General features: G+C 66.9%; 17 protein-coding genes and 1 pseudogene. 4 read left to right on the forward strand and 14 right to left on the reverse strand.

Annotation, left to right across the window (positions count from 1 at the left end; translation table 11 throughout):
• Positions 1-479: 479 nt before the first annotated feature.
• The 7 genes from K2Z83_RS16305 to K2Z83_RS16335 all read right to left on the reverse strand — a co-directional run bounded on the left by K2Z83_RS16305 (position 480) and on the right by K2Z83_RS16335 (position 7,957).
• Positions 480-1,412 carry a M56 family metallopeptidase gene (locus tag K2Z83_RS16305; protein ID WP_220596253.1) on the reverse strand — a complete coding sequence of 311 codons (933 nt, stop codon included), beginning with the start codon at positions 1,410-1,412 and terminating at the stop codon, positions 480-482.
• 179 nt (positions 1,413-1,591) lie between these two features.
• A complete protein-coding gene (locus K2Z83_RS16310) occupies positions 1,592-2,038 on the reverse strand; it encodes a BlaI/MecI/CopY family transcriptional regulator (protein WP_220596254.1) in 447 nt (148 codons plus the stop codon).
• 520 nt (positions 2,039-2,558) lie between these two features.
• Positions 2,559-3,464, reverse strand: a complete 906-nt coding sequence (locus tag K2Z83_RS16315) for a copper resistance protein CopC (protein ID WP_220596255.1) — start codon at positions 3,462-3,464, stop codon at positions 2,559-2,561.
• Positions 3,465-3,520: 56 nt separating this feature from the next.
• The gene (locus K2Z83_RS16320; protein WP_220596256.1) at positions 3,521-4,006 is read right to left on the reverse strand and encodes a hypothetical protein; all 486 of its coding nucleotides are present in this window, start codon (positions 4,004-4,006) and stop codon (positions 3,521-3,523) included.
• 95 nt (positions 4,007-4,101) lie between these two features.
• Entirely contained in the window at positions 4,102-4,395 is a 294-nt protein-coding gene (locus K2Z83_RS16325; RefSeq protein ID WP_220596257.1) for a hypothetical protein, read from the reverse strand.
• A gap of 56 nt (positions 4,396-4,451) precedes the next feature.
• Positions 4,452-7,103 carry a hypothetical protein gene (locus K2Z83_RS16330; protein WP_220596258.1) on the reverse strand — a complete coding sequence of 884 codons (2,652 nt, stop codon included), beginning with the start codon at positions 7,101-7,103 and terminating at the stop codon, positions 4,452-4,454.
• A gap of 437 nt (positions 7,104-7,540) precedes the next feature.
• Positions 7,541-7,957: a BlaI/MecI/CopY family transcriptional regulator gene (locus tag K2Z83_RS16335; RefSeq protein ID WP_220596259.1), complete on the reverse strand. Its 417-nt coding sequence runs from the start codon at positions 7,955-7,957 to the stop codon at positions 7,541-7,543.
• 623 nt (positions 7,958-8,580) lie between these two features.
• On the opposite strand from K2Z83_RS16335, the gene K2Z83_RS16340 reads away from it, so the two are divergent.
• Positions 8,581-9,042, forward strand: a complete 462-nt coding sequence (locus K2Z83_RS16340) for a heme-binding domain-containing protein (protein ID WP_255604085.1) — start codon at positions 8,581-8,583, stop codon at positions 9,040-9,042.
• An 86-nt stretch (positions 9,043-9,128) separates the two neighbouring features.
• Here the strand turns inward: K2Z83_RS16340 and K2Z83_RS16345 are convergent, their stop codons facing one another.
• The gene (locus K2Z83_RS16345) at positions 9,129-10,502 is read right to left on the reverse strand and encodes a M24 family metallopeptidase (RefSeq protein WP_255604086.1); all 1,374 of its coding nucleotides are present in this window, start codon (positions 10,500-10,502) and stop codon (positions 9,129-9,131) included.
• Between the two features lie 21 nt (positions 10,503-10,523).
• Here K2Z83_RS16345 and K2Z83_RS16350 point away from each other — a divergent pair, with 21 nt between their 5' ends.
• Genes K2Z83_RS16350 through K2Z83_RS16360 form a run of 3 tightly spaced genes read left to right on the forward strand, consistent with a single transcriptional unit; the run spans position 10,524 to position 14,284 of the window.
• A complete protein-coding gene (locus K2Z83_RS16350; protein ID WP_220596260.1) occupies positions 10,524-11,867 on the forward strand; it encodes a GH1 family beta-glucosidase in 1,344 nt (447 codons plus the stop codon).
• Between the two features lie 5 nt (positions 11,868-11,872).
• On the forward strand, positions 11,873-13,150 hold the full coding sequence (locus K2Z83_RS16355; RefSeq protein ID WP_220596261.1) for an MFS transporter: 1,278 nt from the start codon (positions 11,873-11,875) through the stop codon (positions 13,148-13,150).
• 51 nt (positions 13,151-13,201) lie between these two features.
• The gene (locus K2Z83_RS16360) at positions 13,202-14,284 is read left to right on the forward strand and encodes a M48 family metalloprotease (RefSeq protein ID WP_220596262.1); all 1,083 of its coding nucleotides are present in this window, start codon (positions 13,202-13,204) and stop codon (positions 14,282-14,284) included.
• A 204-nt stretch (positions 14,285-14,488) separates the two neighbouring features.
• On the opposite strand, the gene K2Z83_RS16365 is transcribed toward K2Z83_RS16360, so the two are convergent.
• The 6 genes and pseudogenes from K2Z83_RS16365 to K2Z83_RS16390 form a co-directional block, all read right to left on the reverse strand.
• Entirely contained in the window at positions 14,489-14,887 is a 399-nt protein-coding gene (locus K2Z83_RS16365; protein ID WP_220596263.1) for a GxxExxY protein, read from the reverse strand.
• Between the two features lie 199 nt (positions 14,888-15,086).
• Positions 15,087-16,679: a DUF2357 domain-containing protein gene (locus K2Z83_RS16370; protein ID WP_220596264.1), complete on the reverse strand. Its 1,593-nt coding sequence runs from the start codon at positions 16,677-16,679 to the stop codon at positions 15,087-15,089.
• A gap of 23 nt (positions 16,680-16,702) precedes the next feature.
• Positions 16,703-17,767 (reverse strand): annotated as a pseudogene (gene speY / locus K2Z83_RS16375) (deoxyhypusine synthase); the annotation flags it as partial.
• A 69-nt stretch (positions 17,768-17,836) separates the two neighbouring features.
• Entirely contained in the window at positions 17,837-18,871 is a 1,035-nt protein-coding gene (corA, locus tag K2Z83_RS16380) for a magnesium/cobalt transporter CorA (protein ID WP_255604087.1), read from the reverse strand.
• A gap of 25 nt (positions 18,872-18,896) precedes the next feature.
• On the reverse strand, positions 18,897-19,502 hold the full coding sequence (locus tag K2Z83_RS16385) for a GNAT family N-acetyltransferase (RefSeq protein WP_220596266.1): 606 nt from the start codon (positions 19,500-19,502) through the stop codon (positions 18,897-18,899).
• Between the two features lie 74 nt (positions 19,503-19,576).
• A partial coding sequence (locus K2Z83_RS16390) for an FAD-dependent oxidoreductase (RefSeq protein WP_220596267.1) occupies positions 19,577-20,181 on the reverse strand: 605 nt, incomplete at its 5' end.

Raw genomic sequence — 20,181 nt, forward strand, 5'->3', positions numbered from 1 at the left:
CGGCGTCGGCTCCATCGTGCGGTCTTGTGGTCGATGTGGGTCGGGATTGTCCGGAAGCGCCGATCTGGCGCGCTCACCGGCGCAGAAGGGTTAGGGCGCAGATGCGATGGTCATAGTTCCCCCCCAGGGTAGATAAGCATTAAAACGTTGTATTTATACAGCGTGTAGAAGGTGCTGCGAGGAGACCTCGCAGGCTAGCCGGACACTCCCCTACCCGGCATAGCAATCATAACGCTACTGTATGAATACACGGTGTAGAATCGCCATGATTGGCATCACAAATAATTCAGACAAGGCGGATGGATGGCGTTCAAGGTCTGTATCTATACACGATGTATAATCATCGCGGCATTTGTCACAAATAATTCCGGCAAACGAGGCGGGCTCTTTATCCGCCGTATTGATACACGCTGCAAAAGCTACGTGAACCTACTCACAAGGAGCAACGACCGAGTGCGGCGAGCGCGGCCGCGAGCGTGCTATGAGCCGAGCAGAGCGGGAAGGACGGCAAGGATCAGCAGCACCGTGGCGATGAGATATGCGCCGGCGAGCACCCGCCAGCTTGAGCGGCGCGGATCATCGACCAGCGCGATCATCTGCTCGACCCGCGTGGTGATATCGGTGCGCGCGGCGGCGAAGGCGGTGGCGCTGATCATGGGCGGCAGCTCCGTCTGCGTCCAGGCGCCGGCAACCTTCACCAGCGCGCGGGCGAGGACCAGAGGCTCATTAGTAAACCGCACCGCCATCGCATCACAATCCTCATCCTGGCTCATCACCATCCACTTCCAGCCGATATGGCTGAAGGGCACAAACCAGACCATATCGCGCAGCATACGAATAACCCAGTTCCACAGGTTATCGTGGCGGCGGACGTGGGCCAGCTCGTGGCAGAACACCGCCATCGTCTCATCGGCGGTGAGCAGGTCAAGCAAGGACTCGGTGATGAAGATGCGCGGCTTAATCAGGCCGGTCGTGAAGGCGAGGGGTGCCTGGAGGGGGATGACCTCTACCGAGGGGATAGCGATCCCATTCTCGGCGGCGATCTGCGCAAACCGCGACTGGAGCGGGGCATACTCCGTATCGCTCAGCGGGATAGCGATCTGAAGACCTTGGCGCAGCCGATAGCTCCCGTAGAGGAAGCGCACCAGCGAGAGCAGCATCAGCACCGCCAGCGCGCCCGCCATCATCGAGATGATGCGTGGGGCGAGGAAGATGTCGATCTGGAGCGGCTGCAGGTAGGCCTGATGGATGTGCGACATCACATTGCCAACAGCAGTCTCCGCGCCGGGGCGCAGCCAGAAGATCGCGTAGTTTCCAAACTCGGCAAACAGCGGCAGGCCAATCGCCAGGCCCACCAGCATCACCCGCGTGCGCGGGCGATCCACAAGGGCGTAACGGTTATACAGATACACCACGACCCATGCCACACACGTCACGGCTAGGGTATAGCCGAGATGTGGATGATACGGCTCGTAGGGAATAACGCCTTCGCCCATGCCCCCCCCATTCCAGGATCTTGCCGCTACATGACACGCACGCGCGACAGATGTCTGGCAGCCCCCCCAGACAAACCACACATCTGCCAACGAGACTAGGAATTCTGCTTCTTCTTGCGATCCGCCGCATTGATCATCTCGGTCAGCCGGACAATCTGATCTGGGTCGCTGTCCTGGATCTGATCGAGGAACTGCGCGTAGACCGGCGCGCCGAAGCTGTCAACCAGACTTGAGATGATCTCGCGCACCGCTGATTTGGTAAACTCTTCGCGGCTCAGCGGGGCACGATAGAGATACTGGTTGTTCTCCATGGTTCGCTGAAGCACATCTTTCTGCACCAGCCGGTCGAGAACTGTCTTCACCGCGCCGTACGAGAGCCGCTGCCCCTGGTCGCGGAGCGCCTCAAAAATATCGCGGGCGGTGGCCTCTTCGTGCTGCCAGACAAGATCCATGATGTCCGACTCCAGGGAGCCGAACAGCTTGGACAAGCCCTCACTGTGCGGGCGGAATGCCGTAACAATACGGTTTTTGCGATTCATCATCAGCTAACTCCTCTACTACGGCGGCTGCCACCAGACAGTAGTTATAATATACCGTGTAGTAGGTCTACGGCAAGACGCACATCGCCTGAATTTGATCCTAAAACGCGCTACATGGTGTCATATCAAATCTGGCAAGACCGTGGGCATGTCATGCTGAGCGCAGCGAAGCATCTTCCAGTCGCGTGTCTGGGAAGACCCTTCGCTTCGCTCAGGGTGACAGGATACATGGTATCAATCAAGATTTGATATCACGGTTAGGAGCTGTGCATTAACTGCGTGTCGCATTCTAGCACGCCGTATGTTGCTATTGCATAACAATCCATTCATTCATAGTGCAAAATAGCGCAAGATTACACCGCCCCAAGGTGAACAATACGTCATCGACAGCTGCCCCGTGGCGTCTCGACGCCACGGGGCAGCTGTCGATGACGATGCACAGCCGAAGGGCAGCCGCCCGCCGCTGCGCGATCACAGGTTGCGGAACAACAACTATCGACAACGGTATGAAGCGCGCCGCGGCCTACGCCCTGCGCCGCCGCATGAGCACGAAGCCGCCGGCGACGACGACGACCACAAGGGCGAGCACCATCACGAGAAGCGACGGGCTGGAGGAGCTATCGGGGACGTCCCAGGCGATATGGGCGACCGTCTCGGGGACGATGCCGCGATCAATCCGCACCTCAGCCGCCCAGCTGCCGGGGCGGTCGATCAGGTCGCCGGATGCCTGGAAGCGCCCGTCATTCGCCTGGGCCAGCACAATATCGCGCGGGGCCTCGCCGGGCGGGGTCAGGCGCAGGGTCACCTCACCGATCTGCGCGCGCAGGGGCCGGCGGATCGGCGCGGCCTGAACGCTCATAAAGTTGGCCCCCGGCCGGTTCGGCCGGATCGCCAGCGTCACCATGAGGTCGTCGGCGATATCGGTGTAGCTCTGCGAGAGCGCATCGCCGCCATCGGCGCTCGCCGGCGCGTCGGGGTCCACGCCGAAGACGAGGCTGCCCGTCGTGGCCACACGGTCCTTGGTGGCGATCGCCCGCCAGCTCATGCGATAGGTGCCGGGGCCGAGCTCAGGCAGGTGAACCATCAGGGTCGTCGGGTAGCTGTTCAGCCCCAGCGAGCAGAGGAAGAGGAAGGTGGGGTCGAAGAGCGTGGAGAGGCCGGCGTCATCCGGCTTGTAGATATCGGTGTGGAAGCTCTCGACCGGCACCTCGCGGCCATCGGCGTCGGTGAGAGTCACCGCGCCGGGCTCGATGATCGCCGAGCTGTCGTACCAGAGCTGGAGCATCTGCGGGGGCTTCTGAAGCACCGACCCATCGACCGGCTCGCTATGCACCACCACCGAGCGCGCCCGCGCAGAGGCCGGAAAGGCGAGCATGCTCGCCAGCAGCAAGAGGCTCAGCAGCGGCCAGAGCGTGTGGCGTCGGGGCATCGCGAGCCTCCAGATTGCAGCATTCAGCATTCAGCATTCAACATTCAGCATTCTCGCTACCGCACCGGGACATCATTCAGCGTCAGGTCGCCCACGCGCACGATAACCGTATCGCCGGGGCGCAGGGAGTTTTTCACATTGCTATAGAGCAGGAAGTAGGTCGTGCCGGCCTCAAGGTTCTGGCCGTGGCGGTGGGCCGCGCCGCGCTGGTCGAGCACCGTCCCGTTGTTGGCGACAATCGTCGGGAGGCTCTCGATGCTGTCGGTCATCAGGGCGGCCTTATCGGGGTCGATCACAGTGTACCGCAGATCCGCCAGGCCGCGGTCGGCGATCAGGGCCACCTGTGAGATCCGCACGCCATACTTCGCCTCGATCTCAGAGCTCACCGGCATCGGAGCCATGCGCTCGGCCAGCGTGGCGGGCTCGCGCACCTGCTGCTGCTGCCAGAGCAGCGCGCCGGAGATCAGCAGGGCGCCGAGGACGATGGCGACGACGGACATCGGGAGGCGGCGGGCCGGGTTGGGCATCTTGAGGGTTGCCATAAAAAGACTCCTACTATAGTAAGGGCGCAGCAGCGCGGCGCTGCTGCGCCCTTACAGACGGGGAGGGGACCCCTCCCCGTCTGTGGCCGTCCGTGCTAGTTCGGGCCGATCGTGGTGCTGCTCGTCACGACCACCTCATCGAGGTAGATAGTGGCGCCGGCGTTCGTGCTGTTATTCGCCGTGTTCTGCGGGCCGAGCCGCAGCGTGTTCACCGTGTAGGCGCTGGTCAGCAGGCCGTTCAGGTTCACCGGGGCGGCCCCGTTGACCGTGAGCTGGAACTGCGTGCTCGCGCCGCTGGCCCAGGCCATCTCGACCCAGTTCGCGCTGTCGTCAATGTTCCGCCAGCCGGTGTTTGAGGCACCGTTGGCCCGCCGGACAATCGCCCGCACCTGGTAGCCGCCGTTGGCCTGGCGGATCTGCAGGCTGAAGGCCTCGGTGTTGCCGTTCAGCGCGCGGAAGATAACCTTCGCGCCGGTGGCAGGGCCACCTGGGGCGTGTAGTGGTCGCCGGTGAAGACGTTGATGTCCTCCTCGCGGGTCGGCGTGTAGATCGGCCGGCCGGAGTAGTCATCATCCGGGACGTTCACCTTGACCAGGTAGTCGCCGGCGGTCAGCGCCTTCGGCGCGTTCCCATCGGCGCAGACCTCCGTCGTCGGGTTGTAGGCGCCCTGGGCCACGCTGCAGCCCTCGGTGAAGCCGTAGTTGCCGTCGACGGCGGCGTACTCGCTGCCGAACTGGATGCCCACCATCGGGCCCTCAACGCAGTCGCGGCCGGCGCCATCGTTCAGCGGCAGGGCCTGGAAGAAGCCCGGGTCGAGCGGCGTGCCGTCCGGCCCGCGAGCCACGCAGTCCTGCGGCCGCACCCAGCTCTCCGTGACCGTCTGGTTGAGCAGGACGCCCTGCTTCAGCGCACCGGTGCTGTCGGCCACATAGGAGCCGGGGCCGGTCGGGTTCTGCACGCAGGTCTCGCCGGGCTGCAGGGTGTAACCCGCGCAGGAGACCGGCCGGTACATATCCACCGTCAGGCCGGGGATGCCAACCTGCCAGTTCTCGACGGCCAGCTCGCGCGGGTTCAGCTCGTTGCGGGTGGTGTCGTAGCTGACGGTGCCGACGATGCCGCCGTTCTGCGGAATCAGCTCGTTATTCGTGTCTCTGCGCGGGAAGGGCAGGGCGTTATAGCGCTGCACGGCCCAGTTCAAGTAGCCGTTCTGGCCGATGATCGACAGATAGTTCACGTCGACGCCGGCGCCCGCGATGCAGTGCCCCTCGGCGACGCACTCGGCCATCGTGATGTCATCGCCGCCGACGCCGTCGATCTTCGCCGGGTCGAGCGGGTTGTTGTCGGCCCAGAAGCTCACGCCGGTGGTGTAGTAGGTATCAGAGTAGGCCTCGATCACCAGCCAGGCGGTCAGCGGGTAGACCGAGTCCATGGCGTAGTTGCCGAACGAGTCGGTGACGGCGCCATTGCTGCCGCGGTCGATCACCGAGTTGGTGCGCCGCTTCACGGCCAGCGGGAAGGCGTCGATGCCGGGCTCGGTGTCCTGGCAGATGCCGTCATAGTTGATGTCCGAGCAGACCCGGCCCTTCAGCTGCGAGTACCAGGCCGTCAGGTGCAGCTGGCCCACGTCGGTGATCTGGCCGTTCTTCACCTCGACCTGCTGCCAGTCGAGCAGATACAGCTGGTCGAAATCCCACCAGCTGATCTGGTAGGTGCCATCGGGCACGTGGGGCACGTAGAAGTCGCCGTTGGCATCGCCGGTGCCGACCCAGACGGTCTGGTCGCCGTTGTTCAGGTCGGAGATGGCGACCCAGGGGTTCTCAATCGGCTTGTCGTACTTGGCGCCCTGCAGGCCGGCCCAGATCGAGCCGGAGTAGGGGATGCCGCCGACGCCGGGGGTGTAGACGGTCACGGCCGCCACGCTGCCCCTGATGCCGCCGGTGGCCGCCGGGTCGAGCCCAAGCTCGGGGTTAGCGGTGGGCTGCACGAAGCCGAAGGGCACCCAGGGGAAGGGCTCGCTCGCGATCGCGAACTCGGTGTCGTAGCCGGTGGAGCCCTCCTGCACCCAGACGTCCCAGTCGTGGTTGCCCTCGAGGGTGGCGGTCTGGATCCAGGTCTCGCCATCGGGCGGGGTGGCCAGCATGGTGTAGCGGTTCGGCCCCATGTTGGGGATGGCCACCTGGCCGGCGAGCAGCGGCGAGTTGGTCGGGTCGCCCAGGTCGGGGGCGGTGCCGTCGCTGCTGTAGAGGCAGCCGTTCAGCTGCTGCGGGCCGGGCTCATCGGTGTTTGGGCTGCCGTCGGTGTTCGTGTTCGGGTAGGTGGAGCAGATCGGGTTGCCGAACACATCGGTGGTGATCTCACCGAGGGTGTCGTTCACCGTGACGCGGAAGCCGGCCAGGCCAGGCTGCTCGCCGGGCTCGCCGGCCGCGCCGGGGGTGCCGGTGATGCCCATCTCGGCGGGCAGGTCGGGCTGGCCGTTGGTCGAGCGGTTGTCGTTGAACACCACCGCGCGCAGGGTCGCCGTCGGCAGGTCGTAGGTGTTCAGCTTCACCACGACCTGCTCACCCTCCTGGAGCGGCATGGTGAACCAGGTGCCGTCGATCTTGTAGTTAGTGGCATCAGGGTTCGTGCCGGTCGGGTCGACATCGGGGATGACCGAGATCATGTAGTTGCCGTCGGGCAGGTTGATGCCGGGGGCAAAGATGCCGTCAGCATCGAAGTCCTGCGAGCGACCCTGGGTCACGATCGGGGCGTAGCCAGTCTGCGTCTTGATCGAGGTCCAGTCGCAGCCAGCGGGGTAGTTGGGGTTGGTGGCCTTATCGCAGCCGGTGTCGCGCGGCTGCGTATTGTTGCCGACGTTATCCTCGACGATCAGAAACTTAAAGTAATCGAGCCGCGTCTCGACACCAGGGTTCTTCGGGTCGATGCCGACCACAAAGAAGTTCGAGGTCACCGAGTCGTTATGGTTCCAGCGGAGCACATTCGTCGTGGCGGCGTGGGCCACGGGCGGGCTGCCGAGCGTGGGCAGCGCGGCCACGGTCATGGCCAGCATGAGCAGCAGGCTGAAGAGCCGGAGCTGCTTTGTGCGTGTTGCGGGCATTGATTCCCCCTAAACCTTCAGAGACAATACGATCCCTGCCGGGCGCCATGAGGCGCCGGCTGCGAGGGCTGCGGTGAGACAGGTACGCAGGCAACAGAAAGCCAGCGACCGTCTGGTCGCGACTGCACAGGGGCAGAGAGCGGCAAGCGGTCGATGCCTGAGCCTGGTCTTCAGCAGCAGTGTGTGTGGGGCAAACAGCGGTGCGCCGGGGGCGTCCTATGGGCGACGCTCACCAGCGCGAGAGGTTAGGGCGATGATAGCAGAGTCATGGTCCCCCCCCAGGGTGATGGTACAGCTATAAAACCATCGCTGCGCGCTCACGGGGCTCATCGTCCACAGGCGAGGCCTGCGGGCCAGCTGGGCACTCCCCTACCCAGCTGACAATGGTGTGATACGCAAACGCACAGCGACGAGAGATAACAATGCGGGCGGCGCGATCAGCTCGCGCGATCCACGAGGCGGGCCAGGTGCCGGAGCTTTTCGGGGTCGCTGTCCTTCAGCTCGGCGACAAACTGCGCATAGACCGGCGCGCCGAAGCTGTCGAGCAGGCTCGACAGGATCTCGCGCACCGCCGAGTTCGTGAACTCCTCGCGGCTCAGCGAGGCGCTGTAGAGGTGCTGGTGACACTCCATAGAGCGCTGGAGGACGTCCTTCTGGACCAGCCGGTCCATCACCGTCTTCACCGCCCCGTACGAGATGCGCTGGCCCTGGTCGCGCAGCCCCTCGAAGATGTCGCGGGCGGTGGACAGGCGGCGCTGCCAGATCAGATCCATGATGTCCGACTCCAGGGAGCCGAACAGCTTGGCCAGTCCCTCGCTATGCGGGCGAAATGCAGTGACAGTTCGGTGCTTCATACTTGCTTTTTCCAAATACTACCCGGCGGCACCCATAAGCAACACGGCCATCAAGGTACTGCGCAGCCCCTCTGCCGCTCAGAAGCTCAGGGCGTCACCTCGGGGTGCCGCACAACTAGACCTGTTAATACAGCGCGTAGTAAGAAGTGTTAATCTCTGTGCGCTGCATTGTAGCACGGCGCTCATTATTTGTGCATAACAAAACTTTCATTGATTTACATCTTCAGGATGCCGCGCGCTTCTTCTTTCATCATATCTGACATAAAGAAATAATTAATGCACTAAGAGAATGATTATCATTACACCGCAGCCGAAAGGCAAAATCCGGCCCCGGCGAGTTGTGATCTGACAACTCGCCGGGGCCGGGGTAGCCGCCCGAGATCAGGCAATTTTATATAAGTAAATGATTAATATCACTAGGAATAATCGGAGCGCCAGCCCGAGGCCGCCACGAACACGGCCCTGGCGCCGGCCGTCCCCCCAAGAGCAGCACCCAGGGGTAACAATATGCCACGTAGCATTGCGGCATTTCTCATCACATTCCAATCTTCCCGATCTATCATAACCCCGGTCGTTTACAGCCGGCCCAGGCCCACACACACCGCATCTGGAGGAGACGTCTCTTGAGCACCCGACCCTCGCTCCTGCGCACACTGCTGCGCCCCCGCAACATCGCCATCGCCATCATCGGTCTATTCGTCCTCATCCAGCTCGTCCCCGTCTGGGCCTTCCAGGATAACCCGCCCGTCCTGGATGAGCCGGCATGGGACAGCCCGCAGACCCGCGCCCTAGCCGTACGCGCCTGCTTCGACTGCCACAGCAACGAGACGACCTGGCCCTGGTACAGCAAAGTCGCCCCGGTTTCCTGGCTGGTGACGCGCCACGTGACCGAGGGCCGCGAGAAGATGAACTTCTCGGAGTGGAGCAAGGTGCGTGAGCGCGACGAGGCCGCCGGTCACTCGGCGAAGCTCATCCGCGACGGCGAGATGCCGACCAAGGACTTCCTGCTCATCCACCCCGAGGCGAGGCTGACGGCGGCCGAGCAGCAGCAGCTGATCGACGGGCTCAACGCGTCGCTGCGGTAGCATCACAAAGGGCCGCCGCAGGGGACACAGTAGAACAGCGGGAGGGACGCAGGAGGGACGCAGCGCGCTGCGTCCCTCCTGCTGTTCTAAATAAGGTGCAGCTCGGTCTGCCGGCCGTCGAGCCAGGAGACCACCCCGCCGCTGAGCAGCGCGTCCTCCTCCAGGGCGACCCGCACCTCCTGATCATCCCACTCGGGCAGCGCGCACGTCACATTCAGCTCGATCGAGTAGGCCGTGCGGTCATAGAGCGGGTAGTCGCCGTTGCCGGGCACGCCGCCCTGCTGATCCCAGAGGCCGATGGTGGGGCCTGCGGCGTGGCCGTGGTAGCCCAGCGGGTGCGTGTAGATGCTCGGGCTGAGGCCGGCCGCGCGGGCCTGCCCCAGGGCGTCGCGCAGCACCGTATTGCCCGTGCGGCCAACCTTCATCGCGCCGATCAGGATGTCCTGGAGCCGGTTGCCCTCGGCCAGGGCGTGGCGCAGGCCCGTCGGCGCAGCGGCCTCGCCCGCGCGCAGGACGTAGGCGTGCTGCTGCTGATCGGTGCAGAGGCCCATGTAGGCGAAGCCGACATCGCAGTGCAGCAAGTCGCCGGGCATGATCACGCTGCGCCGCTCCTCGGCGTCGTAGCGCTGTCCGGGCGCCTGGATCTCGACCGTCGGGTGGAACCAGGCCCGCAGCCCGGCATCGTGCATGGTCTGGCGCATCCACCAGACCACGTCATCGGTGGTGGTCTCACCGGGGGTGATAACCTCGCGCGAGAAGGCGCGGGCGATCAGGTTGTGGCCCATGGCGATGATCGGCGTGTAGGCGCTGATCTCGGCGGGGGTGCGCGTCTCCAGCCAGCCGACGGCGGCGGCCTCGGCGGAAACCAGGCGCGCGGCGTACTGCGGGCCGAGGGCGGCCAGCAGGCGCTCGTGCTCGTGGTGGCTCAGCCCATCGCCGAAGGCGAAGGTCTCCGAGACATTCACCCCGATCCGCTGGGGGTCGCGCTCGGCGACGATCCGGGCCAGGCAGGCGTCCTGCGACTCAGCATCGGGGTCCCAGGCCCGCTGGTAGTACGCGCCGTGGCCATAGCGGTCGAGGGTCAGCCGCTCGACCGTGCCGTCGGGGCGGCGGGCGAAGCAGAGGATCGTGCGACGGCGGGCGGACATGGCCGGCTCGGGCAGCAGCGACATGATCACCGGGTCCTCGTTATACTCGCGGGCGATCACCAGCCACATATCGAGGCCGGCGCGCGCAAGGACGGCGGGGATGACGGTGTCGAGCCGCTCGCCAAGCCAGATGTTGCGCACCTCGGCCTGGATGCGCAGGGGCAGGGTGGTGAGGGACATGGGGGCTCCTTGAGAATTGCAGATTGCAGATTGCAGATTGTAGATTGTAGCGTGCAATCTGCAATCTGCAATCTGCAATCTGCAATCTGCAATCTGCAATCTGCAATCTGCAATGTATAATGCCTGCGGCAAACGCATGCACCAGGGGCATCTATGAGCAACGACATCCGCTTCCCTCCCGGCTTCCTCTGGGGCGCGGCGACGGCGGCATACCAGATCGAGGGTGCCTGGGACGAGGGCGGCAAGGGCGAGAGCATCTGGGACCGCTTTGTGCGCCGGCCGGGGGTTATCGCCGACGGCACCAGCGGCGACATGGCCTGCGACCACTACCACCGCTACGCGGAGGATGTGGGGCACATGGCAGAGATGGGCCTGGGAGCCTACCGCTTCAGCATCGCATGGCCGCGCATCTTCCCGAGCGGCGGCGGGCGGCCGAACCAGGCCGGGCTCGACTTCTATCGGCGCCTGGTCGCCGCCCTGCGCGACAAGGGCATCGTCCCGATGGCGACGCTCTACCACTGGGATCTGCCGCAGGCGCTGGAGGACAGGGGCGGCTGGGTGAACCGGGACACGGCCCTGCGCTTCGCCGAGTACGCCAGCGTTATGTTCAGCGCCCTGGGCGCGGAGGTGCCGCTCTGGGCCACCCATAACGAGCCCTTCATCCAGGCCTTCTACGGCTACGGCAACGGCGAGAACGCGCCCGGCCGGCGCAGCCCCTGGGCCATCCTGCCGGCGGGCCACCACCTGCTGCTCTCGCACGGCATGGCGGTGGACGCCTTCCGCGCCGCGCGCATCCCCGGCGCGCAGGTCGGCGTCGTGCTGATGATCTGGCCACACCACCCGGCCTCTGATCGCCCGGCCGACGTGGCCGCCGCCCGGCGGGTCGACGGGGCGATGAACCGCATGTTCCTGGAGCCGATCTTCCGCGGGCGCTACCCCGAGGACGTGCTGCGCCACTTCGCGCGGCGCCTGATGCGCCCGCCCGTCCGCCCCGGCGACATGGAGCTGATCAGCCGGCCGATCGACTTCCTCGGCGTGAACACCTACACCCGGCTGACCCACGCCGCCGACTGGCGCGACCCGCTGGCCGGGGCGCGGCAGGTGCCGCCGCGCGGCCCGACCACGGCGATGGGCTGGGAGATCTACCCGGACTGTGTCGTGGAGGCGCTGGCCAAGGCCCGCGAGTTCGCCGACGTGCCGCTCTACATCACCGAGAACGGCGCGGCCTTCGACGATCTGGTCGGGCCGGACGGCCAGATCGTCGACGCGGCGCGAGTAGACTACCTGCGGGCGCACATCGCGGCGGCGCGGCGGGCGATCGACGCGGGGGCCGACCTGCGGGGCTACTTCGTCTGGTCGCTCATGGACAACTTCGAGTGGGCGCAGGGCTGCGCGAAGCGCTTCGGGCTGATCCACACCGACTACGCGACCCAGCGGCGCACCTGGAAGGCCAGCGCGCACTTCTTCCGCGAGGTGATCGCGCGCAACGGGCTGTGATGTAGATGATGTCAAATTTCAGCCGTCCGGCCCGGCTCTACCTCACCCACGTCGCCCTGCTCACCTTCGGCATCTCGATCAGCGGGATCTTCTTCAACCTGGCGCTGGTATCGCTCGGCTACGACCAGCGCACGCTGCGGCTGCCGCTGCTGGGCGAGCTCTCGCTGCTGGGCGTGCTGAACAGCCTGCCGGTGCTGGCGGCCGCGCTGAGCAGCCTGCCGCTCTGGTGGCTGGTGGGCCGGGTGGGGCTGCGGGCCTCGCTGATCATCGCCGCCGGCCTGGCCAGCATCCCGCTGCTCAGCGTGGCCCTCTGGCCAGAGCCGCTGCCGCTCCTAGTCGGCACGGCCATCGGCGGCCCGGCGGCGGTGCTCTTCCAGGTCAGCGCGGCCCCACTGATGATGCGGGCCAGCGGGGCGCAGGGCCGCGACCTGCTCTTCAGCGTCAGCTTCGGGCTGAGCATCGGCGTGGCGGGGCTGGGCAGCCTGGTGGGCGGGCTGATGCCGGGGCTGGCCGCGCGCCTGCTGGAGGTCGCCCCGCAGAGCGCCGGGGCCTACCGGGCCACCTTCGCGATCTCGGCGCTGGTGGTGCTAGCCTCGGCCGCGCCGCTGCTGGCGCTGCGCGTGCCGCCGGCGGCGGGCGCGGGGGGCGACGCGGCGCCGATCGGCGGCCTGCTGCGCGAGCTGCTGGCGCGGCCGTGGGGCACCCTGCGCTTCCTGATCTCGCCGCTGCTGATCTCCTGCGGCGCGGCCCTGCTCATCCCCTACCTGAGCCTCTACTTCCGCCTGCGCTACGGCGCGCCCGACGCGGCCCTGGGACTGATCTTCGCCGCCGTGGATGTGGCCACCGGGGCAGCCACACTGCTCGCCCCCCAGCTCTCCGCGCGCCTGGGCAGGCCAGCCAGCGTCGTGCTCACCCAGGCTATCGCCACCCCCTGCCTGCTACTGCTCGGCATGGCCCCCGCCCTCTGGATGGCATCTTCCGTCGCCATCGTGCGCGGAGCCCTGATGAACATGGCCGCGCCGCTCTACGAGGCCCACGCCATGGAGCAGACCCCCGAGGCCGCCCGGCCGCTGGTGATCGGGCTGATCAGCGGGGCCTACTCGGCCGGCTACATCATCGGCCCCACCGTCAGCGCTGAGGTGCAGCGGTCCTACGGCTTCGCGCCCCTCTTCGCCGCCACCGCCGCATGCTACTGCCTGGCCGCCCTCGCCAACTACCTGATCTTTGTCCGGCCTGGGGCCAGGCCGGGGGCCGAGCGCGGGAGCCCGGCGAGCGGGGTATAATGCCCCTGCGCCGCCAGGAACGCACTCGCCGTACACCCAGAAGGAGCCGCGATGGCCGGGGTCGTGCTCTACATCTTCACGCTGCTGATCGAGTCGATCAGCGTGGTCGTGCGCTTCGGGATCGTGAGCGGGCTGGTCAGGCTGCTCGCCGGGGGCACCGCGGGGATTGTGGCGGGGGCCGTCGCCGGGCTCGGGCCGGTCATCTACTCGCTGCTCGCCCAGGTCCGCGCCAGGGGCGTGCCCTTCCCCAGGCACGTCTTCGCCGTGGACATCGAGGGGCTCAACGCGGCCATCTCCGGGCGGACGATGTACATCTACCGCGAGCTGTTCGACAGCCGCTACCTGACCGGGGTGGTGGCCCACGAGCTCGGCCACTTTAACAGCATGGACGGCCGGCTGATGCTCGGCATCCGCGCCCTGACGATCCCCGGCGGGTTCTTCATCGCCTACCTGCTGCTCGGCCTGCTGCGCTGGGTGGCCTACGGCATCTCTACGGTGCTGGTGGCGTTTCTCGTCGTCGTCTTCGCCTTCCTCCGCATCAACCTCAGCGGGCTGGCCGGCCCGCTCTTCGGGATCAGCCTCCAGATCACGCGCATGACGATCATCTTCGCCGTCGGCGGGGTCGGCCCGGCGCTGCTCGGATCGATCTGGCGATCCTACTTTATCGAGCGCGAGTTCGCCGCCGACGCCTTCGCCGGCCGGCTGGGCTACGCCTACGACCTGCTCGACTTCTTTGAGACGGAGGTGCTGAGCGATGTGAGCATCCCATGGTACGAGCAGCCGACCCACCCGACCACCACGCGGCGGGTGGTGAACCTGGAGCAGGTGGCGGCCAGCTTCCCGCAGGCCCGCGCCCGCCCGCAGGGCGCCCGCCGCCCGCCGCCCAGCCCCGCGCCTGAGCGATCGGCGCCCACCGGCGCGCAGCCGTCCGCCGCCGCCCGCCCCCAGGCCCGCGATCTGCGGGCGGCCCGCTCGGCCCGCCGGCCCTGGCCGATCATCGCCGGCGTCGGTCTGCTGGCCGCCGCCATCCTGATCGTCGCGCTGCTTTCCGGCGCCCCGCCCGCCCGCCCCGCCGACGCCTACCGGCCGACGCCGGGGCCGACGCCGACGCTGGGGATATCACTGAGTCACTGAGGCGCTGAGGTGCTGAGGGACTGAGGCGTTGAGAGACCAATCTCAGTTTGCCAGGCGCTTGATCTCAAACTGAGTCACTGAATCACTGAGGCGCTGAGGGACTGAGGCGCTGAGGGACCAATCTCAGTTTGCCAGGCGCTTGATCTCAAACTGAGTCACTGAATCACTGAGGCGCTGAGGGACTGAGGCGCTGAGGGACCAATCTCAGTTTGCCAGGCGCTTGATCTCAAGCCGGGCGGCGCCGAAGTTGATCAGCAGCCCAACCTTATACCCGGACGCCTTGAGGTAGGAGAGCGCCTGGACGTGATGAACTGGCTCAAGCTGCCCGCGCGCCTTGATCTCCAACATAACATCCTCGATCACAAAGTCCACCCGCTTACGCCCGAGCAAACGACCCTTGTAGCGCACATCAATCCAGACCTCGCGAGCGAACTCTAGGCCGAACCCCGGCAGCTCCATAGCCAACGCGCGCTGGTAGAACACCTCCTCGAAGCCTGGCCCCAGCGTGCGATGCACAGCGAGCGCCGCCGCGATGATCTGTGCGGTTGTCTCGGAGGACGGGTAGGCCGGGTCAACAAAAGAGCGGTCAGCAGTTCCGGTCATAGCTCGTGCTCCTGCGCTATCGATGCTTCCCTACGTACACCGATCAGGCCGGGCAAAAGACACGTATCACTGAGGCGCTGAGGGTGTGAGGCACTGAGCCACTGAGCGTTCACTCCCTCAGTGCCTCACACCCTCAGCGCCTCAGTGATCCCGGAGCCACGGAAGCACTGAGCCACTGAGCGTTCACTCCCTCAGTGCCTCACACCCTCAGCGCCTCAGTGATCCACGCCGCCAGCTCCCCATCATCGCCGGGCAGCAGGGGTAGGGCAGCGACTCCACTCGGGTAGATCTCGGCAGCCCCCAAGCCAGGGTAGAGCAGGGCCACGGCCACCGCCGCCCGCGCCCCGTCGGCCGCGCCGATGCTGCCCAGGTAGCTGTAGGCGTCGGCCAGGGCGTCCTCGGGCACGCCGCCGGAGGCGTCCAGCCGGTACTTTGCGTCGAGCATGACGACCTGCGGCGGCGCATCGGGCCGGCGGATCTCCAGGGACAGGTCAGGCACGCGGGTGTGCCGGTCGAGCGAGCGCAGCGGCGCGCCGCCGGGCGCGTAGCGGGCCTGGTAGCGCAGGGCCAGCCGCGCGCCCGCCGCGCCCTCCAGCTCAAGCAGCGCGCCGCCCTCGGCCAGGCGCAGCCCCCATGCCATGTCGTCGTCGTCGTCCTGGCGCGCCAAATCCTGCGCGGCAAGGGTCAGGCCGGGCATGTCCAGCAGGGCCAGGGCCACCCTGGCCGCGCACCAGCGCTCGTAGAGCCTCGGCAGATCCTGCACGGGGATCGCCAGGGTCGCCGCATCCCACTGGACGAGCGGGCGGCGGCGCAGCAGCTGCCACATGCGGAAAACCGCGCGGTAGTCGGGGTCGCGCTGGAGCCGCGGGGTGGGGCCGGCGAACTGGCTGAGCGCGGCCACATCGGCGAGGAAGGGCCGCCCCCGCAGGCCGCGCAGCTGATCGACGGCGTCCGCGACCCGCCGCCGCGCCGGCTCGGGCAGGCCGGGCGTCGCCTGGAGCAGCGCCGCCCGCCGGGCCAGGGCGGCCAGCGCCCGCTTGAGCAGCCGGTTCTCGTAGGAGTCGTGGCTGGCGGCCGGGCGGCGCTCGGGGATGGCGGACAGCTGGCGCGCCTTCGCCGCCACGTCGCCAGACTCGCCAGCAAGGGCCGAGGCATCGATACGCGCCCGGTCGAGCGCCGAGAGGTCGCGGGCCTGACCGGGTTCCACCAGCTCCACCCCGGGGCGCAGGCGGTCGGGCGGGCGGCGGGCGATCCGCTCGGCGGCGGCCAGGAAGCGGTCGAGGTCGGGGCCGAGCAGGCCGGCCAGGTCCTCGGCAGGCGCGGGCGGGCCGGCGTCGGGCTCGGGCGACCATGCGCCGGGCGCGGCCCCGCCGCCGAGGGCGAAGACCAGCGCGCGCCCGAGGCGCTGGAGGTCATCGAGCAGGGCGCGGTAGCGATCCTCGTCGAGCTTGCGCGGGCGCACCCGCAGGGTCGCGCGCAGCTCCTCGGCGCGGCCGTCGGGCCACCCGGCGCGCAGCACCAGCGCGAAGCCGCCGACGCCGCCCTGGGCGACCCAGCGCCAGCGCCAGGCCGGGTCGCCCGGCCGCAAGAAGGGCTCCAGCTCGGCGTCGCCCAGCCACAGGCGCAGGGCAGCGCCCTCGGGCGGCAGGCAGGAGAGCTCGGCCGCCCGCCACTCGTCGATGGCGGCGGCCGAGCCGAGCGGCTGGCCGTCGAGCAGGAGCTCCATAGCGATTGCAGATTGCAGATTGCAGATTGCAGATTGCAGGTTCAATCTGCAATCTGCAATCTGCAATCTGCAATCAATTAGCCCAGGCGGGCCCGGTAGTCGGCGCTGATCTGCGCCAGCAGATCGTCGCGCCTATCGTAGAGCCGCTTGAGCGGGCGGGGCGGCGCGCTGGCCAGGGCGTAGCTGGCCAGGATGGGCAGGGCCACCGTGCTGTCCAGGTAGCAGACCACCGTGCCGGGGAGCTGGTCGGGGTCGATCTTGCCCCAGGTCATCGCCTCGGAGGGCGTGGCCCCCGAGAGGCCGCCGGTGTCGGGGCGGGCGTCGGTGAACTGGATGAAGTAGTCGTGGCCGGCCTCGTCGAGGCCGAGGATCTCCTGGATCTGCGGCTCGGTCTGGAGGATAAAGTTCTTCGGCGAGCCGCCGCCGACGATCACCACCGCGCTCTGGCCGCCGCGCTTCTTGGCGTCGTAGACGATCGCCGTGCTCTCGTTCACATCGCGCTCGACATCGAAGCGGCACCTGTTGCCCTCAAGGGCCAGGGCGGCCACATTCATGCCCAGGGTGCTGTCGCCCGGGCTGGATGTGTACATGGGCACGCCGCACTCGTGGGCCGCCGTGAGGATGCTCACATAGCCGCTGCCCAGGGCCTCCTCGCGGGCCTTGGTGTACTTGCCAAGCTTGTAGTGCAGCTCGGCGCTGCCCATCGTCATCTGGAACTCCTCGCCGCGCAGGCACTCGCGCACAAACGCGTCGCTCTCCAGCAGCACGTCCTGATGGAAGAGGATATCGTAGATGCGGATGATCTTATTCTCGCGCAGCTCGATGTCGTTGGTGAAGGGCGTGCTGCCGAACAGCTCGAAGCCCAGCGAGCGGTGCATGTCGTGGTAGAGGTTGGCCCCCGTGCTCACCACCCAGTCGATCAGGCCGGCCCGGATCAGCGGCACGATCGCCGCCGTGCCGATGCCGGTCGGCGTCAGCGCGCCGCTCAGGGTGACGCCGATCGTCACATCGGGCTGGGCGATCTTGCGGGCGAAGAGCTGGCAGGCCTCGCGCAGGCGGGCCGCGTTATAGGCGAACAGATAGGTATCGACCAGATCGACCACCCCGATATCGCCGCTCAGCGGGCGCGGGTCGAGCTTCACTCCGTAGGACATCTCTCACTCCTCTCGCAAATGCAACATGCAACATGCAGCAAAAGAACTTTTGCAGGTTGCATTATACCCTCACCACCACCTGCGGCTCTTGAAGAACAGGCCGAGCCCGGCGGCGATGGTCAGCATGATGCCGAGGGCGAGGGGGTAGCCCAGCGGCCAGGACAGCTCCGGCATATACATGAAGTTCATGCCGTAGATGCCCGAGACCAGCGCGCAGGACATGAGGATGATCGAGGCCAAGGTCAGCGCCTTCACCAGCTGGTTGAGCTGGTTCGACTGGAGCGAGAGGTAGCTGTCCAGCGCGCTGGAGAGCAGGTCGCGGTAGGTGTCGATGCTGTCCGTCACCCGCACCAGGTGGTCGTAGACATCCTGGATGTAGGCGATCTCCGGGCCCTTGAAGAGCGCCATCTCCTGACGCAGCAGCACGTTGAGCACATCGCGCTCGGGGGAGACCGCCCGGCGCAGCAGCAGCAGATCCTTCTTCAGGCGGAAGATATCCTGGATCGAGTCCTCGCGGAACTTGCCGAAGATCGTGTCCTCCAGCTCCTCGACCCGGTCGACGACCCGGTCCATCAGGGTGAAGTAGTTATCGACGATCGTGTCGAGCAGGGCGTGGAGCAGGCGCGTGGTGTTCTCGCCGATCGGCGCGTTCGGCGCGTGCCAGCGGGCCATGGTCTCCTCGATCTCGCTGATCGGGCCGCGCCGGATGCTCACCAGGTAGTTGCCGCCCACAAAGAGGTTCACGCTCTGGAGCACGATCTGGTCGCGCTCGTTATAGCGCGCGGCGTAGAAGATCAGCAGGTAGTAGCCGTCGTAGGCGTCCACCTTCGGGCGCTCGTGGTCGCGCACGGCGTCCTCGATCGCCAGGGGGTGGAAGCCGAACTCGTCGCGCAGCAGAGCCACCTCGACCTCATCGGGCGACTCCAGGTCGAGCCAGACGAGGGACTCGGGGCGGGCCAGGTAGTCGCTGATCGTGCTCAGGTCGCCGACGTCGTGGAAGGTGCCGGTCTGGCAGACGTGGAGGGTGTGCATATGTAATGGTGAATGCTGAATGCTGAATGGTGAATGCTGAATGGTGAATGCTGAATGTTCGGAATTCAACATTCACCATTCAGCATTCACCATTCTCTCAAGCTTCCCACACGAGGAGCGATGCGTGGCCGGTCATCTCGCCGGCGCGGATGTGGTCGTAGAGCACGCCGCGCACCGAGAAGCCGATCCGCAGCTGCGAGGTGAGGGTGGGGTCGACGACCCGGCCGGCCGCCACCTCGGCCACATAGGCGTCCACGTCCATCCTATCGGCGTGGGCGTTATAGCCGGGGAGCATGCCGCCGGCGACAATGCCGCGCAGGCCGAGGCGGCGGATCACCTCCCAGCGCGCCCCATAGAGCATGCGCGAGACCCCGCGGCCGCGGAAGTCGGGGTGGACGCTCATGTCGCCGCCGTAGAGCCACTCGCCGGCGTCGTCGTGCTCGGTGAAGAAGCCCTCGCCGACGATCTCGTGGAAGGTGTGCTGCTTGAAGACGTACTCGCCGCGCACGCGGAAGGTGCTGCTCTGGCCGATCACCCGGCCGTCGGCGAGGGCCACGTGCTGGCCATCGGGGAAGACCCGCATCTGCGCGGCGAAGTGCTCGGCCCCGAAGAGATCTTCGACCTTCAGGGTGGGGAAGCAGATCTTCTGGTGTTCCACCAGCTCGGGGATGTGCGCGGGCTGTGTCTGGACAATTGTTATCATAAAAGCTCTGGGAGTGCGGGGCGGCTACACCGCCCCACGATATATTATGCAGGTCGGGGCATAGCCCCAAGATATCACAGCTCGGCGATCATCCGCGCCGCCGTCTCGCGGCCGCTCTGGATCGCCAGGTGCAGGCGGCCCAGGCCGGTCAGAAAATCCCCGGCGAAGGAGAGCCCGCTGCCAGTGCCGTTGAGCAGCTCGCCGTCGCAGCGGCCGTCGGGCAGCGAGTAGCGCCAGCGCTGGGCGTTGGCCCACAGGGGCGCGCCCAGGTCGCCGGCGAGCGAGGTCACCATAGCGCACACCGCGTCGAGCGGCGGCATGAGCGGCGCGCCCTGGCCGTAGGTCCCGCGCTCGACGGCGTCCCAGTGCGCCACGCTCCAGTCGTGGCCCATCTGCGCGGTAAGCAGCCCCTGGCCGGCGGGGGCGCGGCCGGGCTTATCGTGCTCGCAGGCCAGCCATGCGATCGGGTGGCGTCGGTCGGTGTTCACCAGGGCGTACCAGGGCAGATCCGGCCGCCGGCCATAGGCGAAGGTGAGCGAGATGCAGCGCCGGTAGGTGCCCCGGTCCAGCTCGGCCGCCAGCGCGTCGCGCAGGCCCGCATCAAGCTCGCTGGCCCGCAGGATCGCCGCCGACTGCGGCGCCGGCGCGGTCAGGATCACCCGGTCGGCAACCCCCAACA

Origin of the sequence: Oscillochloris sp. ZM17-4 (assembly GCF_019599295.1) — a bacterium.
In the GTDB taxonomy this organism is placed as follows: domain Bacteria; phylum Chloroflexota; class Chloroflexia; order Chloroflexales; family Chloroflexaceae; genus Oscillochloris.